Annotated in this window: 14 protein-coding genes; 4 read left to right on the top strand and 10 right to left on the bottom strand. The window is 43.1% G+C overall.

Annotated features, from left to right (window positions below; genetic code table 11):
- Positions 1-47 precede the first annotated feature (47 nt).
- Together N518_RS0107260 and N518_RS0107255 are read right to left on the bottom strand one after the other, a co-directional pair.
- Positions 48-4,562 carry a translocation/assembly module TamB domain-containing protein gene (locus tag N518_RS0107260; RefSeq protein ID WP_026444107.1) on the bottom strand — a complete coding sequence of 1,505 codons (4,515 nt, stop codon included), beginning with the start codon at positions 4,560-4,562 and terminating at the stop codon, positions 48-50.
- Between the two features lie 29 nt (positions 4,563-4,591).
- On the bottom strand, positions 4,592-7,348 hold the full coding sequence (locus N518_RS0107255) for an autotransporter assembly complex protein TamA (RefSeq protein ID WP_026444106.1): 2,757 nt from the start codon (positions 7,346-7,348) through the stop codon (positions 4,592-4,594).
- A 170-nt stretch (positions 7,349-7,518) separates the two neighbouring features.
- Here N518_RS0107255 and N518_RS0107250 point away from each other — a divergent pair, with 170 nt between their 5' ends.
- On the top strand, positions 7,519-8,838 hold the full coding sequence (locus N518_RS0107250) for an MFS transporter (RefSeq protein ID WP_005025504.1): 1,320 nt from the start codon (positions 7,519-7,521) through the stop codon (positions 8,836-8,838).
- A gap of 2 nt (positions 8,839-8,840) precedes the next feature.
- The gene (coq7, locus tag N518_RS0107245; protein WP_005025502.1) at positions 8,841-9,476 is read left to right on the top strand and encodes a 2-polyprenyl-3-methyl-6-methoxy-1,4-benzoquinone monooxygenase; all 636 of its coding nucleotides are present in this window, start codon (positions 8,841-8,843) and stop codon (positions 9,474-9,476) included.
- A gap of 60 nt (positions 9,477-9,536) precedes the next feature.
- On the opposite strand, the gene N518_RS0107240 is transcribed toward coq7, so the two are convergent.
- Genes N518_RS0107240 through N518_RS0107225 form a run of 4 tightly spaced genes read right to left on the bottom strand, consistent with a single transcriptional unit; the run spans position 9,537 to position 12,428 of the window.
- Complete coding sequence (locus N518_RS0107240) at positions 9,537-9,980, bottom strand: 2-amino-4-hydroxy-6-hydroxymethyldihydropteridine diphosphokinase (protein ID WP_005025500.1); 444 nt, start codon at positions 9,978-9,980, stop codon at positions 9,537-9,539.
- Positions 9,937-10,317 (bottom strand): dihydroneopterin aldolase, encoded by a 381-nt coding sequence (folB, locus tag N518_RS0107235; protein ID WP_005025498.1) that lies wholly within the window; start codon positions 10,315-10,317, stop codon positions 9,937-9,939. Before folB ends, N518_RS0107240 begins: the two co-directional genes overlap by 44 nt.
- Before the next feature lie 19 nt (positions 10,318-10,336).
- Positions 10,337-11,641, bottom strand: coding sequence for an ABC1 kinase family protein (locus N518_RS0107230; RefSeq protein ID WP_026056671.1), 1,305 nt, complete (start codon positions 11,639-11,641; stop codon positions 10,337-10,339).
- A gap of 46 nt (positions 11,642-11,687) precedes the next feature.
- The gene (locus tag N518_RS0107225) at positions 11,688-12,428 is read right to left on the bottom strand and encodes a HesA/MoeB/ThiF family protein (protein WP_051005731.1); all 741 of its coding nucleotides are present in this window, start codon (positions 12,426-12,428) and stop codon (positions 11,688-11,690) included.
- A gap of 355 nt (positions 12,429-12,783) precedes the next feature.
- On the opposite strand from N518_RS0107225, the gene N518_RS0107220 reads away from it, so the two are divergent.
- On the top strand, positions 12,784-13,284 hold the full coding sequence (locus N518_RS0107220) for a pyridoxamine 5'-phosphate oxidase family protein (RefSeq protein WP_005014787.1): 501 nt from the start codon (positions 12,784-12,786) through the stop codon (positions 13,282-13,284).
- An 86-nt stretch (positions 13,285-13,370) separates the two neighbouring features.
- Here the strand turns inward: N518_RS0107220 and N518_RS0107215 are convergent, their stop codons facing one another.
- From N518_RS0107215 to N518_RS0107205, 3 genes are all read right to left on the bottom strand, one after another.
- Positions 13,371-15,023 carry an AMP-binding protein gene (locus N518_RS0107215; protein ID WP_017401188.1) on the bottom strand — a complete coding sequence of 551 codons (1,653 nt, stop codon included), beginning with the start codon at positions 15,021-15,023 and terminating at the stop codon, positions 13,371-13,373.
- Between the two features lie 247 nt (positions 15,024-15,270).
- Complete coding sequence (locus tag N518_RS0107210) at positions 15,271-16,407, bottom strand: acyl-CoA dehydrogenase family protein (RefSeq protein WP_017401187.1); 1,137 nt, start codon at positions 16,405-16,407, stop codon at positions 15,271-15,273.
- Positions 16,408-16,424: 17 nt separating this feature from the next.
- Entirely contained in the window at positions 16,425-17,195 is a 771-nt protein-coding gene (locus N518_RS0107205; protein ID WP_026444105.1) for an SDR family NAD(P)-dependent oxidoreductase, read from the bottom strand.
- 173 nt (positions 17,196-17,368) lie between these two features.
- Here N518_RS0107205 and N518_RS0107200 point away from each other — a divergent pair, with 173 nt between their 5' ends.
- The gene (locus N518_RS0107200) at positions 17,369-18,394 is read left to right on the top strand and encodes an AraC family transcriptional regulator (protein ID WP_034593774.1); all 1,026 of its coding nucleotides are present in this window, start codon (positions 17,369-17,371) and stop codon (positions 18,392-18,394) included.
- 126 nt (positions 18,395-18,520) lie between these two features.
- Here N518_RS0107200 and N518_RS0107195 read toward each other — a convergent pair.
- Positions 18,521-18,810, bottom strand: a 290-nt coding sequence (locus N518_RS0107195) for an IS1 family transposase (protein ID WP_026444103.1), incomplete at its 5' end; no start/stop codon positions are given.

The raw sequence follows: 18,810 nt of genomic DNA, 5'->3' as shown, positions 1-18,810 counted from the left end.
AGGACATTTTCGAAAGAATGTCCTGTTTGTCTATATTTGAAAACAGATTAAAAACGCCAGTTATAAAATAGATCTATAGCACGTTCTAGCGACTGGCTCGCCTCCAGATATAAGCGACGGTTCACCTGGTAACGAACGGTAAGTGTATTAACCGGTGTAAATACCCCAACTCCATAACGGATATAAAGGTCAGGCGTAATATAACCGGTCAGGCTCACTTGAGTATCATCTCCGGTGCCCTGTGCATCTAGCGCCAGACCACTTAAACCAAAAGTACGCCCAATCTGATTGGTAAAGGCACGTGTACCACCCAGCCCCAGACTGATACCCGCTGCTGCAATTGTATTATTTACATCGGATCTAAAGCCTTCTGCATTATTCAGACCAGTTGTACCTTCATTAATTCGCCCGGTAAGTATCGCATTTAATGCTTCCTGCTCAGAAAGTCCAGCATCATTATAAATCTGGATATTTGGACTGGATGCTGTACCCGTCACACGTACCCCGACAGTACTGCCCTGAACATTTTTACTGGCTTCAACATCAAGTGACGGGTTAGATAGAGGACCATTAAAACGTGCAATTGCCCGATTCAAGTCCAGACGCTGGCCATACGCTTCAATTTTTACTTGACGACTCACCCCGATGGCACCATTAGCATTCATTGCAGTCTCCAGACCGCGCTGGGTCAGATAAACCCGGCCCAACAGTGGAATACGACTGTCAAAGCCTTGAAAGATCACCTGATCACCCAGATTGACCTGCACATCGGCACGGATATCCCACGGTCGGGCTGAACGCAGGATTGAAAGCTGATCCTGGCCTTCCTGTACTACACGAACATCTGAAGATACATTTACTACTGGCGCACTGGATTCCGGCATAGAAATAAGCGCGCGTGGCACATCAATCTTACCTTTAAGTGTCAAACGCTTACTCATTGGCAATACGTCTAAAGATACTTCCGGAGTCACTACAGCAGTTACCAGAGGAGCCTGACGGATGAGCAGATTCTCACCCTTCAAACTGAGTTGAATTCTCGGATCATTACGCCAGTCCACACTACCCGTTAAAGAGCCTACTCCACGGCCACTGTTGAAAGCACCATTAATGGTGGCCTGATCTTGACGGATAGCTGAATAAACTTGGATATTGGTCAGATTTACTGGCAGTGAAATCATGCTGATAGCGCCGTCTTTTAAGCGTAGATCTCCATTAAATTCTGGCTGGGTTAAGTAACCACCAATTTTTCCGGCAAGTGATAAAGTACCACTAAGTGAACGCACATCCTGAATAAATGGCTTAAGTACACTGAGCTGAATCCGGTCAAAAGCGACTTCACCACGCATTGGCATCGGGGTCTGATAAGGATTAATAACCACGTTTGCATAACCTGTACCAATTGCTGGGGTGGTTACATCAAGACGTAATTGCAATCCTTCACTGATACTCTTGGCAATTACACTCAGTTCATCATAACGTACAGCCGTCGATACTTCCTGCGGATCTTCCGCAGCCATACCGATTTCACCATTTCGGGTAACCAGCCGCGCATCAATTTTCGGTTTACTTCCTTGCGCCCATGATGCTCTTGCATACCCATTCAGTTTCCCGGTAACTGCCAGACCTTCCGGCATAAATGCAGCAAAATCATTCAAATCAAGATTAGTTGTTACCAGTGAGGCACTGCCTCTGGTTTTACTCACACGCAAAGGTTGATCCAGACATAATCGACTTTGCTGACTGGCCCAGCAATGCTGCCCAACATAAAGTTCAGTACGCGCAGCCGAATAAATTACCGGAGCATTTTGCTGCTGAACCAGATGTGTACGTGTCGAGTTGAAATCCCCTTGCTGTATCTGGCCTAACCAGTCATTTTGTGTATTAAAACCACCTGCCAAACGTACAAAAAAACGAGTATGGCGGTTATTTGCCTCAGCTGTCATCACATGGGCTTTACGGGTACCCGCAATCCGAATCACTCCTTCACGAATTTCTCGGTCACCACGGCGCAGGTTTTCAAGACGTCCAGTCAAAACTGTAGGTGCTGTATCTGAAGATGGCAACTCACCCCGAACCGAGAGCTTGCGTATACTGAACAGATTGTTCAGTGCCAGATTATCCATTACCAGATTTGTAGTCAGTCTTAAGCGGGGTTGGGCCTGTAAATTAACATAGCCATAAGCACGACCACGTAAGCCGCTGTAAAGCTCATATAATGCAGGCGCATTAATTTTGATTCTCAGGTTCTGGGCATTACCTGTTGCCTGTACCTGATTTTTACCATATGCCAGGAACAGGTTATTAGCTTCAAACTGCTGAGGCAAAAGACCTTGCTGCCTGGAGTCAATGACTACCGCTAGATTGCCCCGTCCTCGTACAGGCCGGTTATTAATAAATCCTGCAAGATTTAGTTTCTGAAGGTTAATACGTTTTAAAGTATCTGACCAAACCCCTTGTGTCTTGATATTTCCAGACAACTCACCCTTAACGCTAGAAACAAAATAGTGCGGTTTAAACCGGATTAATGAAGCATTTAGGTCCCAGCTTATTCCATTTTTCAAATTAAGCAGACCATTAGCCTGTATTTGTCCGGCTATTCCCTTGTGTTGCAGCTCTTTAATTCGTATAAGTTCTGGTGTACCTGACATGCGTAATTTCAACAAGCCCTTACCTTGGTTAAAGGCATTAAGCGAACCATCGTAATTTACACCAAAACCGCGTAGCCCTCCGCCAGACTTCTCATCCCGGAATAGCAAGGCAATATTACTGTTACCACTGAGCTGCACAGTTTCCTGCTTATTTTGGGCCAGTCGACCAGACAGATTGATATTCTTAAGTTGAATAATCTGCTGGTTTGGCCGTGCATAGCCGCTACCGCTGACTGAACCATTTAATAAATTGACAGGCGCACTGGCAACAACAGTTTGCGGGTTAAAGTTCTGGGCTTTTATAAAAGCATTCCAGCTTAACCGACGCTTCTCATGCGGAAGTAAAACTTTGGCATGCCCACTCAGACCACCTTGAGCTGCCTTATAGCTGAACGCAGGTACATTGAGAATATTATTTTTCAGATTGAGTTGAGCATTATATTGACCCGGTGGCAACATACCTTCTTCATTACGGCGGACTACTGTTGCCACATGGATATTCTGCTGACCTTCGACCAAGGCTAGATTAACGCGGCCGGATTCACTGCTTAACCAGCCCACATAAGGTACGGCACGATCAATATTATTCCAGCGCACATCCAGCAACATAGGTTGTGGACGTCCTGTCTCCCCAGCGTTTTGGTCCAGTTTCAAATTCCAGGTTTCATAACGGTCAAAGTCTATAAGACCGGTAGCATGCAACCCGTTTTCCAGTGTACCGCTAGAGGCAAGATTCGCATCTAGAGAGGGTGGCAAGAAATCTCGTACGGCTTGAGGCAAAATTTTATTATCTGGACTAAGACGGTCTGCGCGGCCTTTTAAATCCCAGGTTACCTGTTCGTCCCAACCGACTCTGCCTGCCAGATTAATTGAACCGCCCATTAGCTGGCCATTTAAATTGGTAATATTAAGCTGATTGACTAAGTCAGTATTCATCAAGGCATTATATTGACCTTTAGGAATATCTTTACCGCTCAGATCGGTATTTATATCTAGATCAAGCTGTTTAATATCTCCATTAAACTTTGCTACGCCTTTTTCACTGAACAGTTTCTGCTCGGTCATTAAAGGCCAGTGATAATTATTCAACTGTAGCTCACCAAACATAGGCACATGTTCACGTACCGGATGCAAGACTACCCAGCCAGTAAGCAAATCTGGAGTATTAGTGGCCACACCCGCCTGAACACTGTCCAGACTACCCTTAGCTACTATTTTAATATCATGAATATTAAGGTTATTTCTTAAAGCGGGAATATTCAAATCACCAATGGCATTTAATGGATAATTACCTGAAAAGATAATCCGGCCTGTTGCATTGCGCAGACTTAAATAGCCCATATCCATACGTGAACGCTCGAAGTTCAGCTCAGTACCTGACCAGAGAGCATCATTTAATTCAATATTATAAAAATCCACTGCAGAGGTGGTGGTTTTAATCAGTAAATGGTCAACTGTTCCATTATCTACTCGAAGTACAAAAGGAAGCTTGATATCTTTAAATTCAAATGGTTTACCATCAGAAGGTTTATTATTAATCACCTGTAAATTACGCACGTCGGCATAATTCAAATGCAGTTCTTTTTGCAGTATTGCCCGCCATCCCAAAGTAATCTCGGCGCGGTCAATTTTGACATCGACCTGTTTCACTTTAACCAGAATATTACGCAGTGTAATGCCACGCAGTAAGTTTCCACCTTCATATTCATATACAATAAAGGTCTGTCGCTCCAGCACCCGGTCCAGTAAAAATTTACTGCCGCGGTCTGTAGAAAACATAATCCCCAATGCGGATGCCAAAAGCAGTATCACAATCAATAAAGCTAAAAGTGCACTACGAATTACACGTTTACGATGATTTTTTTTAGGTGCTGGAGCTGGTGAATTTACCCGCTGTTCTGCATCAGCCATAATATTCCCGAGAAAATTTTATATATTTATTAAAGTTGTGGGCCAATAAAAAAATGTAACCGGATAGGTATATTATCATCTGAAAGCCCTGCGGCGACATCCAGACGTATCGGTCCTACCGGTGAACTCCAGCGGATACCCAAACCGGCGCTATAAGCGGTCGGTGTATTAAAATCTTTATCATAAGCATTGCCAGCATCAGCAAATACTGCTGCTCTCCAGCCATCTTTAAATTGGTAATTATATTCTAGCGATGTCGTTGCTAAAGCCTGGCCACCTACCTTATAACCAAACTCTTCTGGTGACAGGCTCTTGTAATCAAAGCCCCGAATGCTCTGGTCACCGCCGGTAAAGTACCGGATATTATAGGGAACCTGATCAAAATCTTCTGTAAAAATATAACCAACATCAGCACGCCCCACAAACTGATGATCATTATTTTCACCTAGCGAATAAATAAAGCGCCAGCCAGCATTAACCAGTGCCATATCAGCATCAGAAAGTAAGGTTTTACTACCCAGTTCCACTTTATAGGTTTGTCTAAAACCACGAGTTGGATTTACCCGTGCATCGCTGTCAAGACGTGAGGTTTCATAGCCAAATAATAAAGACTGCTGTTCAGGATTTGAACCGGGGATCTGAAATGCATCTGGTATGCTGTCTGATACGATATTTCCACGCTGGTTCAGCCGGTCTAAACGGTAACGGGCCCCAAAAGTATGTTGCCACTGGCCTCGCGGATTTTTGATAATCCGGTCTATGCCTGCAACTGCTGACTCAATATCCAGATTAAGGCCTTTACCGACATCTTCCCGCTCTTCACGCTCATATCCACCAACCAGGTTAATATAATCGTCAGTTGGATGGTTATATGGAATCGTATAACGGCCATCAAGCGCCTGACGGATTTTAGATACTTCCAGATTACTGTCAAAAGCATGACCACGCCGATTCACGATGGCACGACGATACTGGGTACGCAGGCGCGCGCCTGTGTCACTACCATAACCAATACCAGTTTCAACACTATTTAAACTATCGGCATTTAAAGTAATGAGAACCGGAATGCTTCTTTCTGCACGGGCCTGCTCACGTAACTGTTCCTGTTGTGCTTCCCGCTCATCCTGAACCTGCTGTTGCTCGCGGGCCAGTGAGGCTTGTTGTATATCTGGCTGTGTGCCGGCAAACTGTTTTTCATCGACTACGTTCTGGGTAACTTCTTGCGCAGAAGTATTTTTATTACGTTGCTGATCCTGTGTTAATGTCTGTTCAGAAATTTGCTGCTGGTCAAGCAGGGTCTGTATATCTGGGGGAAGTTCGAGCGGTTTTTCTATCGGATCCGGCTTTACTGCATCGACCAGGGTATAGTTAAAATAGCGCGCATTGGTGAGGTTGTTTGCCAGCGTGTTAATACGCCAGGAAGTATAGTCATCACCTTCTTTCCAAGGAACCATACTCTGTAAGATATCATCATCCAGCGGAAAGGGTTTGGAAGGGTCACTCATCTGGAATACAGGTTTCTTCAGGCTATATCGGTCACCCGTTTCATAACGCAAATTGATTTCTGCCGTATTCTGTGGCTGACTGATTTTGACATCATGCAGGCGCCAGTAAGCATCGAAATAACCGTTATTGCTAGCTGCGTCAGTGATACGGCGTTTGGTCTCTTCATAAAGTCCATGATGAAAAATATCACCAACGTCCTGATCGGGAATAAGCTCGATAACCTGAAATTGTGGCTGTTCACTACCTTCCCCAGAAATTTCAATGTCCTGCTCGGTAATGCGTACCGGTTCATTCGGCTGGACATATACCCGTACCCGGCTATCACTTACTTTTTCAAAGCGAAAGGTCGAGTTATAGTAACCCACTGCTTGCGCAGCCTGATTTGAGAGACTGCGTAATTGTGGTAAAGCACTATTAAAGTCCTCAAATGACTCTTGGGTAAAACTGGAAAGTTTTCCTCGTATGTTGGCAGCCAGCTCTGGAGGAGCACCCTCAACAGTCGCGGTAATCCGTGGCACTGTTTCTGCTGTACTCATATCTCGTGGCGGACGAATCCGGTACAAGACTCGTTTGAAGATATTCGGTTTTTCAGCATCTTTAGGCGTAGTTTTTCCGGTATCCAGTGCAGCCAATGTACGACCTGATTCGTTGATTTCTGCTACAATTGCACGATCTGACTGAATTTGCTGCATTAACTGGTCAACATTTACAGGCGCCTGGTTAATGGCCGTCAGCTCCTGCTGGCTTGCCTCAGGAATAGCCGTTTCCGGAGCACGGTTTAAACCTGCACGAAATGCTTGAGCCTCTGATTTTGCCTCTTCTGCGACACGGTAAATTTCATTGGCCATACTCTGGTCAATCTGCTCGACCGGATACTCTTCAAGATCTTCAAACTCTATGGGTTTAAAGGCTGAGTTAGTATCCTGATCTGTCTGCTGCTCCAGCAATCTTAAGCTGTCCTGATTTACGCTCCGATCCTGCGTTATTTCTTCTTTCTTGTCTTCAACTACTTTTTGTAATTCTTGTTCTGTCATGGAAGGTGCAGCGGCTATCTCATCCTGATCATCTTCAGGCTGGCCTTTTGCCTCACTACGACTGGTTAATACTGGCTTGGATTCTAGCCGGTAAGTCGGGATAGGTTCCTCCTGTGCATAGACAGAGGCAGTAAATATACTTAAAAATACATTTGTATAGACCAGTTTATTGATATGATTTATTTTCAGTATACGGTGTATTGACCGGGTCAGAGCTGACTGTTTAAAGTTAATTTTTGCAGGCATGTAAAACTCTAAATTTATTTTAGTGGAAAAATTTCCTAATAAATAAACCGGAAATCAGGCAAAACAGTTCGTTTTTCATGGCTCAACGGTTAAAAATATCATACATGAAATTACTTAGAGTTTTACTATTTACACACATTTCTTAATAAAACTAATGAAGTTTATTGCCCATGGAAAAACCAGAACATCTTCTTCACTCGCGCCGCTTTCTGCCGATGTTTTTAACTCAATTTTTCGGGGCCCTTAATGATAATATTTATAAACAGGGATTATTATTAGTTATTACTTATGGGTGGATTCACCAGCAAGGTGTGCCGGTCAGTACCCTAAATAATTTAGCTGCCCTGTTATTTATTTTGCCTTACTTTATTTTTTCAGCAACTGCCGGACAAATTGCAGATCGTTATGAACGCTCACGCCTGGTTCGTATGATTAAAATTCTCGAGATTATGATCATGCTAATTGGCAGTGCAGGCTTTCTGATGGGTAACCTATGGTTATTGTTGCTTGCACTATTTATGATGGGCACTCACTCGACCTTTTTTGGTCCAATTAAGTACGCGATTCTGCCTGAAATCTTAAAACCACAAGAGTTAATGTCTGGTAATGCCCTGTTTCAATCCGGTACCTCTATCGCGATTTTAATGGGCATGATTTTAGGCGGCGCCGTAATCTCAATTTCTCAAGGCAATCTATTTTGGATCAGCCTGACAGTAGTAGTTATTGCTTGCTTAGGCTATTTAACCAGCCGTTTTATTTTACCTCAAAAAGTATCTGCCCCTGATCTCCAGATTGACTGGAATTTTTTTAGAACCAGTTTCCAAACAATTCAATATGCTAAAAGTCTGCCATTAATTTTTACTATTTTGCTTGGCAACTCATGGTACTGGTTTTATGGTGCTACTTACCTGACCCAAATTCCTCAGCTTACCCAGCAAAATCTGCACGCTTCTGAAAATGTGGTCAGCCTGTTATTAACCTTTTTCTCTGTAGGCATTGGAGTCGGTTCGTTACTGTGCCGCAAGATTGGTGGTGGTGAGGTCAATATCAAAATGGTGCCTGTGGGCGCAGTAGGTCTGACTATATTTGCACTTTATCTTGCTGGCAGCTTGATGTTTGTACCCGAACGTACTGGTGAAATGCTGAGTTTGAGTGATTTTTTCCATCAGGGCTGGGTTTATTATCATGTCATGCTGGCAGTCACTTTACTGGGTATCAGTGGCGGTTTTTATATTGTTCCACTGTATGCCATGATGCAGGCTTATTCACCTCGCTCACACCGGGCACGGGTGGTCGCAGCAAATAACATATTAAATGCTGTTTTTATGGTAAGTTCCGCCATCTTTTCTATTTTAATCTTAAGCATACTTAAAATTGATATTAAAATACTTTTTGTCATCACTGCGGTACTGAGTGCTATTTTTACCATTTGGCTGTTGATCAGGCTAAAACCGATGCTTGAAAATACTCAAAACTCCCTGGAGGATTAACCATGCGTCATTACACCGGTATGGACCGTCTTATTCAATCTTTTGATCAGGCCCTAAGAAGTCTGGTTCCGGGCGCAACTACAGCCCAACGTGATAATCCCGCCCATAGTTCTGATACCCATCTGACTGTAAGTGATGCCCGCCATGTAGCTGGTCTAATGCGTGTGAATCACAGTGGTGAGGTATGTGCCCAAGCGCTTTATCATGGTCAGGCACTGACTGCCAAGCTGCCAAATGTGCGCCGGGAAATGGAACAGGCGGCCATTGAGGAACAGGATCATCTTGCTTGGTGTGAAGACCGTTTAAAGGAACTTGATAGCCACACCAGCCTGCTTAATCCGGTCTGGTACAGCCTTTCATTTGGTATGGGCGCACTTGCCGGTATTGCAGGTGATAAATATAGTCTGGGCTTTGTTGCCGAAACTGAACGTCAGGTCAGTCTACATCTGGAAGATCATCTTCGCCAGTTACCGGCCCAAGATGACCGTTCACGAAAAATTCTGGAACAGATGAACGAAGATGAATTGCATCACCGGGATACTGCATTGAATGCCGGAGGGGTTGATCTGCCTTATCCAGTCCGGATGACCATGACAGCAATTTCTAAACTGATGACTAAAACCAGTTACTACATTTAATGCTTTGTCCTTTAGTTTTAAATCACAGGAATATTTAGTCTTCTGATATATAAAACTACTTTAATCCAGCATATCGATATTCCAGCAGGGATACGGATGCTGGATTTTTTGTGGCTGTAATTTTACCCCGACATCCTGCAGTGGAATTCTGACATCCAGCGGCAGAGGCATCTTTCTAGAATTAAAGTTTAACTGTTGCAAGTTATTCCCCCATGCAATTACATCCACATCGAGAGTAATACAATGAGAAGGCCGGATACGCCCAGCCTGCTGTTCCAGTTCTTTGCTCCATTGCTGCATCTGCTTTGCACTTAACTGACTTTCAAGCAGACAGGCAGCATTCCAGTAATCTGCACCAATACTATCCCGACAGGGAATCAGATAAACTTTAGACCAGTGAACCCGTCCTAACTGTGCCAGTGCGGAACGTGCAAACTGGAAATATTGATGAGGCTGTTGATTACTGGCCAGAGCCAGTAGATAGCATGTTACGGTGGCGTTCAAGACGAATTCCTACAGAATTTGCTTGCGCGATAATGGCAGGCTTGCGGACCGTAATAATAATAGATTCAATACTAAAAAAGGTAGTAAAAAGTTTTTCAATTACTAACTGCGCCGCATGTTCAATCAGTTTTGGTTGTGCCTGCTTGATGACCTGTGTAGTCAGCTCACAGATTTCAGCATAATTAAGTGTATCTTGCAGCTCATCACTGGCTGCTGAACGGCTCAGGTCATTGTGGATCGTGAGATCCACCAGTAAAGGCTGGGTAATCTGGCGCTCCCAGTTAAAGCAACCGATGACGCTTTCAACCTTTAATCCTTCAATGATAATTGCATCCATAATGACCTGACTTATTTAATTAATGTTTAAGCAATAAATTCGGATCCATATTCTGCACCATTTGCAGACGCTGGTCCGCATAAATATCAGTATATGGCGCCAGAACACGCATAAAACGGTCGAAATATAGCATCTGCTTGAATAGTAGTGCAAAATCACGCGGGAACCGAATACCGTGCCGCTCACCAACAGCCACCATATCCATCATGATGTCATTTAAGTCTGCCGGGTTAGAAGACAGTATTTCTTGTGGGTCTGCCAGTAAGACCCCGCTAAATAAACGCTCTAGATCCGCTGCTAAAACCTGTACATCAATTTGCTGGTCAGTCATGCCCATATTTAACATATTCTCTGCCATTGCCTGATAATTGGTATGCTGCAAGGCATCCATAAAAGCAATACAGGCTGTCCAGACTTCAGATTTTAACTGTCCGACTATACCAAAATCAATAAAACCTACCCGGCCATCTTCTAGCAGCATCAGATTACCTGCATGCAAGTCAGCATGGAAACTCTTACAGAGCATCAAACTGCCAAACCAGGTATTCATAGCTGTAATCAGCACTTGTGACGGGTCTTTAGCATACTTTTTCACCACCTCAAAATCAGTCAGAGGTACGCCATACAGACGCTGCATAGTCAATACACGGCGGGTAGAATACTGATGATAAACCTTTGGTGCTGTAGCAGCCTGATTTTGGCTGATTTTCAAATACTCAATAAAATCATCGAGGTTCTGTGCTTCTTCAATAAAGTCAACTTCACGTACCATACGTGTCTTGATCTCATCAACAATATCAGCCAGTGAAGCAAACTTGACCTTGGGTACGACTTTTTCCAAAAGTTTGGTGGCCCAGTGCAAAACATTCAGATCAGTATACAAGATGGTTTCCACACCGGGCTTTTGTACTTTGATCACCACATCTTCACCACTTTTAAGTTTGGCGGCATGAACCTGTGCTATAGACGCAGATGCCAGTGGTGTCTCATCAATTGAAGCAAAAATTTCAGACAAGTCGCGATCTGCAAATTCTGAAGCCAGAACCTGTTGAATATAAGAAAAAGGCAAAGTAGGGGTCTGATCCAGACAACCCTGAAATTCTTCAACAAATTCACGTGGAAAAAGTGAAGGTGTACTGGCAATAAACTGGCCAAGTTTAATATAGGTAGAACCCAAGGATTCAAAAGTTTCACGCATCATTTTAGCATTATTGGGCTTTTCAGCCGCGGTGGCATATTTAATGCCTGTCTTGGCTGCGATTACTGCAGTTTCACCTATACGGGCTACAGACCGCATGCTTTCAAACCATATATTTTTTTTCATAGCTTATAAATACAAGAATAATGAGAGAGATTTTAACAAATACACCCTAGTTTAAAGGGCTTTTTGCTCGACAGGCTGAACAATTTGTATCGTTTTCAAATTTAAGTATACGTTGTTTCATACTCAAACCATCCCAGAGTAAAAGTTTTTCTCGTAATGGTAAAAGATTTAAACCTAAATATAATAAAGCATGATGCGCTTGTAATGACGCCATCATTACCGGTGTAGTGGCCAAGACTCCCGAATCAGCACAGCGCAAACTTTCATCCGTATGCTGGCCTTTAGGAAAAATACATTCATAACAGGCAGAGTTACCTTCTACCATAAAAAGCTGGCCTTGAAAGCCAATGGCTGAAGCACTCAATAAAGGAACCTGTTGTATATAACATACTTGGTTTACCAGATAGCGAGTAGAGAAATTATCGCATCCGTCCAGAACCAGGTCCTGTCTGGCAATTAAATCAGCTATATTTTCTGCATCAAGCCGTTGATTAATATGTTCTACCAGAATATAGGGATTGATCTCTTTTAAACGTTTCGCCAGTATTTCAGCCTTATAAAAACCGACATCTTGTGGCAAAAAAGCAGTCTGTCGCTGCAAATTACTAATTTCCACGGTGTCAGCATCAATTACGGTAATTTTACCTACGCCTGCTCGTGCCAGCAACTCGGCAGAGGTGCAACCGATCCCGCCTGCCCCAACAATCAAGACATTTGCCAGCTTGAGTTTTTCCTGCGCGTCAATATCCCAGCCATCGAGTAAAATCTGCCGGCTGTACAAGTGCATTTCATTATCACTCAGTTCCTGACAGTTATCTTGTTTTATCACCTTACATTTCCCTGACTGATCTGCAGCGTGTGTAATTCTATCCTGAATCTTTCATAGTTTTAACTGCTGATTTTATAGTAAAGCTATAACAGCTCCCAGAATATAGATCGCTATGTTAACCATAATTTCCCCCTCTAAAAGCTTCTCAAACTCTAGTTATGTACTTTCTGTTTATTGATGAGTTCTTTCATTGTTGAAATGTATAAGTTAAGTGAGACAATGACTTATTTTCCTAAAAAACGTTTTAATCTGAACAGGTTCTCAAGATTAAATCATTTAAATTAAAGCAAACCTTAACATTAGGAGAATCATTATGACAGAACATGAAAATCGTGAAAAATTATGGGAACTTATTAAAGATGTACGTTTTGCAATGATCAGTCATCAGACTGAAACTCATGAAATTCATGCTCAGCCAATGACTATGCTGAACTCAGAACGTATGGATGAAGACCAGAATGTCTATTTTATTTTAAAAGATACCAATGATATTGTGCAGGCAGTTGAGGCAGGCCGTAATCAGCTTGGATTGGCTTTTTCTAAACCCTCTGATGATATTTATGTATCCATCAGTGCACACGGAGAAATCAGTACAGATCGCGCTTTAATTGATAAGTTATGGAACCCATGGGCAGAAAACTGGTTTGATGGCAAGGATGACCCAAGTGTGCGTGTACTTGTTGCCAAGGCAGTTAGTGCAGAATACTGGAATGTCACTGACAATAAGGTTACACATCTTTTAAAAGTCTTAAAAGGTAACATTACCGGTAAGACAGAGGAGCCTGACTCTGAACATAAGCGTCTTGACCTGTAACCATGTAGAGCATTGAGGATACAAAATTTAATCAGCCTCAATGTATAAAAAGCACCTGAATAGGTGCTTTTTTAATATCTTATGCCTTAACCCACTTTTCTCTTTTCCATTTGAGAAATTTCTTGCTGTTTTAACAGGTTGCGCTGTATTTTACCACTCGATGTTTTTGGTAGCTGACTTACAAATTCGATTTCTTTAGGATAAGAGTGTTTAGATAAACGCGAACGCACATAGGTTTGTAATTTATCTTTAAGTAGCTCAGAAGCCATATACTGATCTTTAAGTACCACGAACGCTTTGACAATTTCAGTGCGTTCAGGATCAGGTTTACCCACGACCGCAGATTCGAGTACCTCTTCGCACTCAAGCAGGGTACTTTCTACATCAAACGGACCTACCCGATAACCTGATGTAGTAATTACATCGTCAGCACGTCCAATAAAATCGATTCCACCCAATTCGTTTAGCTTGACTGTATCGCCTGTCAAATAATATTTTCCGGCAAAGGCTTTACGGTTATGCCCGTCATACCCCTTAAACCAGAATAAGGGAGACTGCTCGCAGTCAAGTCCCAAAATTCCAATACCGCCCTCACCCAGTTCCTGATGTTGCGAGTCCAATACTACAAAACGGTGCCCGGGTATGGCATAACCAGCAGAACCCACCTTTTTAGGATGCTCCAGGGCATGATGATTGGCAATTACCATGCCCAGTTCAGTTTGGCCGTATTGATCGTAAATATTGACCCCCAAACTATCTTTAAACCAGTGAATGACTTCTGGTGTTAAAGGCTCACCAGCACTGCTAACTACACGTAGATGCTCACTGATTTTCTCGTCAAATTTGTGTTTGAATCCAAAAAACATGCGAAATGCAGTAGGCGATCCAGTCAGGTTACTGACCCGATACTTGCGAATGACTTCCAATGCATGATCTACCGTAAAACCTCGCTCATCCATAATAATACTATGACCTAGGCTTAATGGACCTGTAACACCATAATACAGTCCATAGGCCCAGCCCGGATCAGCAAGATTCCAGAATGAATCCTGTTCTTGCAAATCGACGGCATGCTGCATATAACCTTTGAACGCTACCATTGCTTTTAGCGGAACCGGCACAGACTTGGCCAGACCGGTCGTACCTGAGGTAAACATCATCAGGAAATCATCTTCAAAGCTGCGCATAGTCGCTGGACAGTTTTCAGGATACTGCTTGAGTATTTGCCAAAAATCTCTTTCATTCTCCAGATGAGGCACAGAGTATTCTTCAAGATTGACTGTAAGAATTGATGGAATACTAATTCCATTTAGTTTGGTTCGCTGTTCGTGATGAGTCACTACCAGACGGGTATTGGCTGTGGTTAATCTGTGCTCAATTGCTTTAGATTCAAATGCAGTAAATAGTGGCTGATAGACTGCCCCAATACGCCATGTGGCTAAAATTGTAATCAGTAATTCCACTGTTCTTGGCATTAGCCCTGCAACACAGTCTCCCGGCTGAATATTTAATGATTTGAAATAATTTGCCAATTGGCCTGACGCCTGAGCCAGCTGATCAAAACTGTACTCGGCCTGTTGGCCGTCTTTACCTTGCCAGTACAAGGCAATACGGTTAGAACCCGTATGACGCTCACAACACTCTACATAGGCGTTGACAGCTTCAGGCGTACCCAGAAGTTGTTGCTGAATTACCTGTTGCAGATCAAAATCCTGATATGCCTGTTCTAGTGTCTTCATCCCGATGACCTCTTGTTCCTGTAAGGCCACAGATCACTTGTGATCCGCCATAGCCCTATTTTTATTGTTATGTCACTGCTTCAGTTTTTGAGACCTCAGCTTCTATATAAATTTGATTTACTTAAAATAAAGCTTGCAGGTTTTGGTGACAATTTCCAAAACTGTCAAATAAGCTGCCATATTCAGCCTATGAATCAAATTATCTAGGCTGATCATGATAGTTTTCAATCTAAAAATAGGTGGAGTTTCAGATTTTCGTGACTTCGCGTGCAATCACCAGTCTCTGAATATCTGATGCACCTTCATAAATCTGGCTAACCCGAACATCCCGAAAGATACGCTCGACCGGAAAATCAGTTACATAGCCATAGCCCCCATGAATTTGTATAGAATCTGAACAGACCCGCTCTGCCATGGTAGAGGCAAACAGTTTTGCCATTGAGGCTTCTTTTAAACAAGGCAGACCAGCATCTTTCAGACTAGCTGCATGAAAAACTAGCTGCCGGGCTGCTTCAATTTGTGTAGCCATATCTGCTAGACGAAAAGCCACTGCCTGATGCTGCACAATTTCTACACCAAAAGCCTTACGTTCATTCGCATACTGTACAGCAGCGTCTAAAGCAGCACGTGCCATTCCTATAGATTGCGCTGCAATTCCTATACGGCCTGCTTCCAGATTCGAAAGTGCAATCTTGTAACCTTCTCCTTCCTTACCCAGCAAATTTTCCGCAGGAATCCGGCAGTTTTCAAAAATAATTGTGGCCGTATCTGAGGCATGCTGTCCCATTTTATCTTCAATATTTGCGACTACATAACCAGGTATATGAGTCGGTACTAAAAAGCACGAGATACCTTTTTTGCCTGCGGTTTTATCTGTAACTGCAAAAACCAGCGCAACCTGTGCATGTTTACCTGAGGTAATAAACTGCTTAGTGCCATTAATGACCCATTCATCACCGTCACGTTCAGCACGGCAACTGATAGCACTTGCATCTGAACCAACATGCGGTTCAGTCAGACAAAAGCAGCCCAGCCATTCACCTGAGGCAAAGCGGGTCAGATACTCCTGCTTTTGTGCCTCAGTGCCATATGCATAGGTAATACCACAAGGCAATGAATTCTGTACGCTAATGATGGTTGAAATTGCACCATCACCTGCCGCTATTTCCTCTAGAGCAAGCACCAGTGAAATATAGTCAAGTCCAGCTCCACCCCATTCAACCGGTATCGCCATACCAAAAGCACCCAGCTCAGCCAGCTCTTTAAGTTCCTGAGCAGGAAATTCATGCGTTTTATCACGGTAGGCAGCAGTGGGTTTCAGTTTTTGCTGTGAATAATCACGAAGCATGTCCTGAACCATACGTTGCTCGGCAGTTAAAATCATCAGCTTACTTCCTTGTATTATTTGGCAGCCATACGGATTGCACCGTCCAGACGAATTACTTCCCCATTCAAATAGGTATTTTCAACAATATGAGCAACCAGTTTGGCAAACTCTGCGGGTTTAGCTAATCGTGGTGGAAACGGTACCATTTGTCCTAATGCTTCCTGCACTTTCTCTGGCAGGCCTTGTAGCATTGGAGTCTCCATGATGCCTGGCGCAATAGTCATGACCCGAATAGCGTGTTGTGCCAATTCACGGGCCAGCGGTAAGGTCATGGCCACCACAGCACCTTTAGAGGCCGAATATGCAGCCTGCCCGATCTGTCCTTCAAATGCCGCCACAGATGCCGTATTAATGATAATACCGCGCTCTTCCTCCCCTTCTTCAATAGAGTTTCTGGACATTAACTCTGCTGCAAAGCGCAGCATATTAAAACTACCAGTTACATTGATGTCCAAAGCACGTTGAAACAGAGCGAGCTCATGTAGCCCATTTTTCCCCAGTATTTTGGCTGAAGGTGCAATCCCGGCACAGTTGATTAAGCCGTGCAATGCACCAAACTGTTGTGAGATATTGATAAAAAGCTGCTGGACAGCGGTCTCATCTGTGACATCAAGTTTTACAAACTGGGCTTTTTGCCCCAGTTCCTGAACCATCTGCTCACCGGCATCCTGATTCATGTCGACCAGAATTACTTGCGCACCCTGTCCGGTCAATTGTCGTGCTGAGGCAGCACCCAAGCCTGAAGCACCACCCGTAATAACAAATACTTTTCCCTGAGTTTTCATATTTTTCGATCCGGCTGTCGATATTTTTCAAATAAAACGTTTAGTTAAATGCAGGGTAATGGCTCTCTATTTACAGTACAATTTCCAAATTGTGCAATTGGGATGCCAGTTTTGGGCAATCTGGCCAGCTGCTCTACAAACAATTATTCATGATGAGATCAAGTGAAAATATAATGGACCGGACAGATTTAGAAGAAAGCAAAGGAACAATATCCGTCAGTCTGGTTCATGAAGCCTTGATGGTGGCCTATAGCCGTGGACTTGATACCCGGCTCATTCTGCAAAAAGCAGAAATAGCACCTGAAATTCTGCACTCAGCCAAAGCACGTATTCCGGTTTCAGCATATGCCCGTCTCTGGACTGCACTGGCTGATCACATGAATGATGAGTTCTTCGGGATGGATAGCCATCCCATGCGTCGTGGTAGTTACCAGTTACTCAGTAAAATGCTACTACAGGCGGAGACACTTGAAAAAGCAGTTCAGGATATGCTGAAGTTTCTGAACTTTATACTGGATGATTTACAGGTTGAGCTTCAGCTTGAACAAGATAAAGCTTATCTGGTGCTGCATGATCAAGGTCCAGTTAAACGGATGTTCAGTTATGCGACTTATCTGATGCTAGTACATGGCTTAATATGCTGGTTGAGTGGCCAGCGTGTAATATTGGATAAAATTGAACTGCGGTGCATGCAGCCTCTAGATGATCAGGACTATCGAGTTCGTTTCTGTGAAAAAATCTACTATGGCGCTTCTCAAAACCGGATTGAGTTTAGCCGGCATTATCTCGAAATAAAAATTAAGAAAGATAAAAATGCCTGGTACGATTTTTTAAAGCATACTCCCCAGAATCTTCTGGTTCGTTATAAAAATCCTGATTCCTTAAGCTTTAGTATTCGTAAATACTTAAGTGAGCTTATACCAGCAGAGTGGCCGGAACTTACCGACATTGCTGCTCGCTTTAATCTGTCAGAAACCACTATGCATCGACGTTTAAAATATGAAGGTGTAAGCTATCAGCAGCTAAAAAATGATATCCGCCGTGATATAGCCATTGAATATCTGACCCATACTGATCTTTCATTACAAGATATTAGTGAACAACTTGACTTTCATGATGCCAGTGCTTTTCACCGTGCCTTCAAGAAGTGGACAGGGGTCAGTCCGGGTACTTATCGGCAGAATCGGAGCAAGCTCTAACTTGCACTTTAAAGAGAATGACCATAAAAACAGTCTGTGGTCAGCGAAGAAATTTCTTTTATAGCTAGCGGGATAACTTTAATTATCTATTAATTATATGGTAGTGTTTCAAAAAGTATGCTGGCATTAAACGAATCCATTATTGATATAAAAGAACACTAAATCAAAGGCTTTGAAATGATTTTCAAGCTTTTTGGAGAAGTTGCAGCTTCTCCTAAAGCCTCGCCTGATTCGATGCCGTAATCGACAATTATTGCCTTCTATACCCACAGTGAAAAATTTACCAATCAACTGTTTGCATTCTTTAAAGGTCGTAACAAAGCTATCCCAATGGTCACTTGATATACATGTATAGCTTACACCTAACTGCTTCAATTTTAATTTAAGTCGTTTTGCAGTGGCTAAATCTCGGTTAC

Origin of the sequence: Acinetobacter sp. UNC436CL71CviS28 (assembly GCF_000620525.1) — a bacterium.
GTDB lineage: Bacteria > Pseudomonadota > Gammaproteobacteria > Pseudomonadales > Moraxellaceae > Acinetobacter > Acinetobacter radioresistens.
Note: the sequence above shows the minus strand (reverse complement) of the source record. Positions and strands in the feature narration are given on the sequence as shown.

Bases quoted from the DNA above. Each gene is read 5' to 3' on its own strand.
- N518_RS0107260 (WP_026444107.1), bottom strand. From the start codon at position 4,562: ATGGCTGATGCAGAACAGCGGGTAAATTCACCAGCTCCAGCACCTAAA.
- N518_RS0107255 (WP_026444106.1), bottom strand. From the start codon at position 7,348: ATGCCTGCAAAAATTAACTTTAAACAGTCAGCTCTGACCCGGTCAATA.
- N518_RS0107250 (WP_005025504.1), top strand. From the start codon at position 7,519: ATGGAAAAACCAGAACATCTTCTTCACTCGCGCCGCTTTCTGCCGATG.
- coq7 (WP_005025502.1), top strand. From the start codon at position 8,841: ATGCGTCATTACACCGGTATGGACCGTCTTATTCAATCTTTTGATCAG.
- folB (WP_005025498.1), bottom strand. From the start codon at position 10,317: ATGGATGCAATTATCATTGAAGGATTAAAGGTTGAAAGCGTCATCGGT.
- N518_RS0107230 (WP_026056671.1), bottom strand. From the start codon at position 11,641: ATGAAAAAAAATATATGGTTTGAAAGCATGCGGTCTGTAGCCCGTATA.
- N518_RS0107225 (WP_051005731.1), bottom strand. From the start codon at position 12,428: ATGCACTTGTACAGCCGGCAGATTTTACTCGATGGCTGGGATATTGAC.
- N518_RS0107220 (WP_005014787.1), top strand. From the start codon at position 12,784: ATGACAGAACATGAAAATCGTGAAAAATTATGGGAACTTATTAAAGAT.
- N518_RS0107215 (WP_017401188.1), bottom strand. From the start codon at position 15,023: ATGAAGACACTAGAACAGGCATATCAGGATTTTGATCTGCAACAGGTA.
- N518_RS0107210 (WP_017401187.1), bottom strand. From the start codon at position 16,407: ATGATTTTAACTGCCGAGCAACGTATGGTTCAGGACATGCTTCGTGAT.
- N518_RS0107205 (WP_026444105.1), bottom strand. From the start codon at position 17,195: ATGAAAACTCAGGGAAAAGTATTTGTTATTACGGGTGGTGCTTCAGGC.
- N518_RS0107200 (WP_034593774.1), top strand. From the start codon at position 17,369: ATGGACCGGACAGATTTAGAAGAAAGCAAAGGAACAATATCCGTCAGT.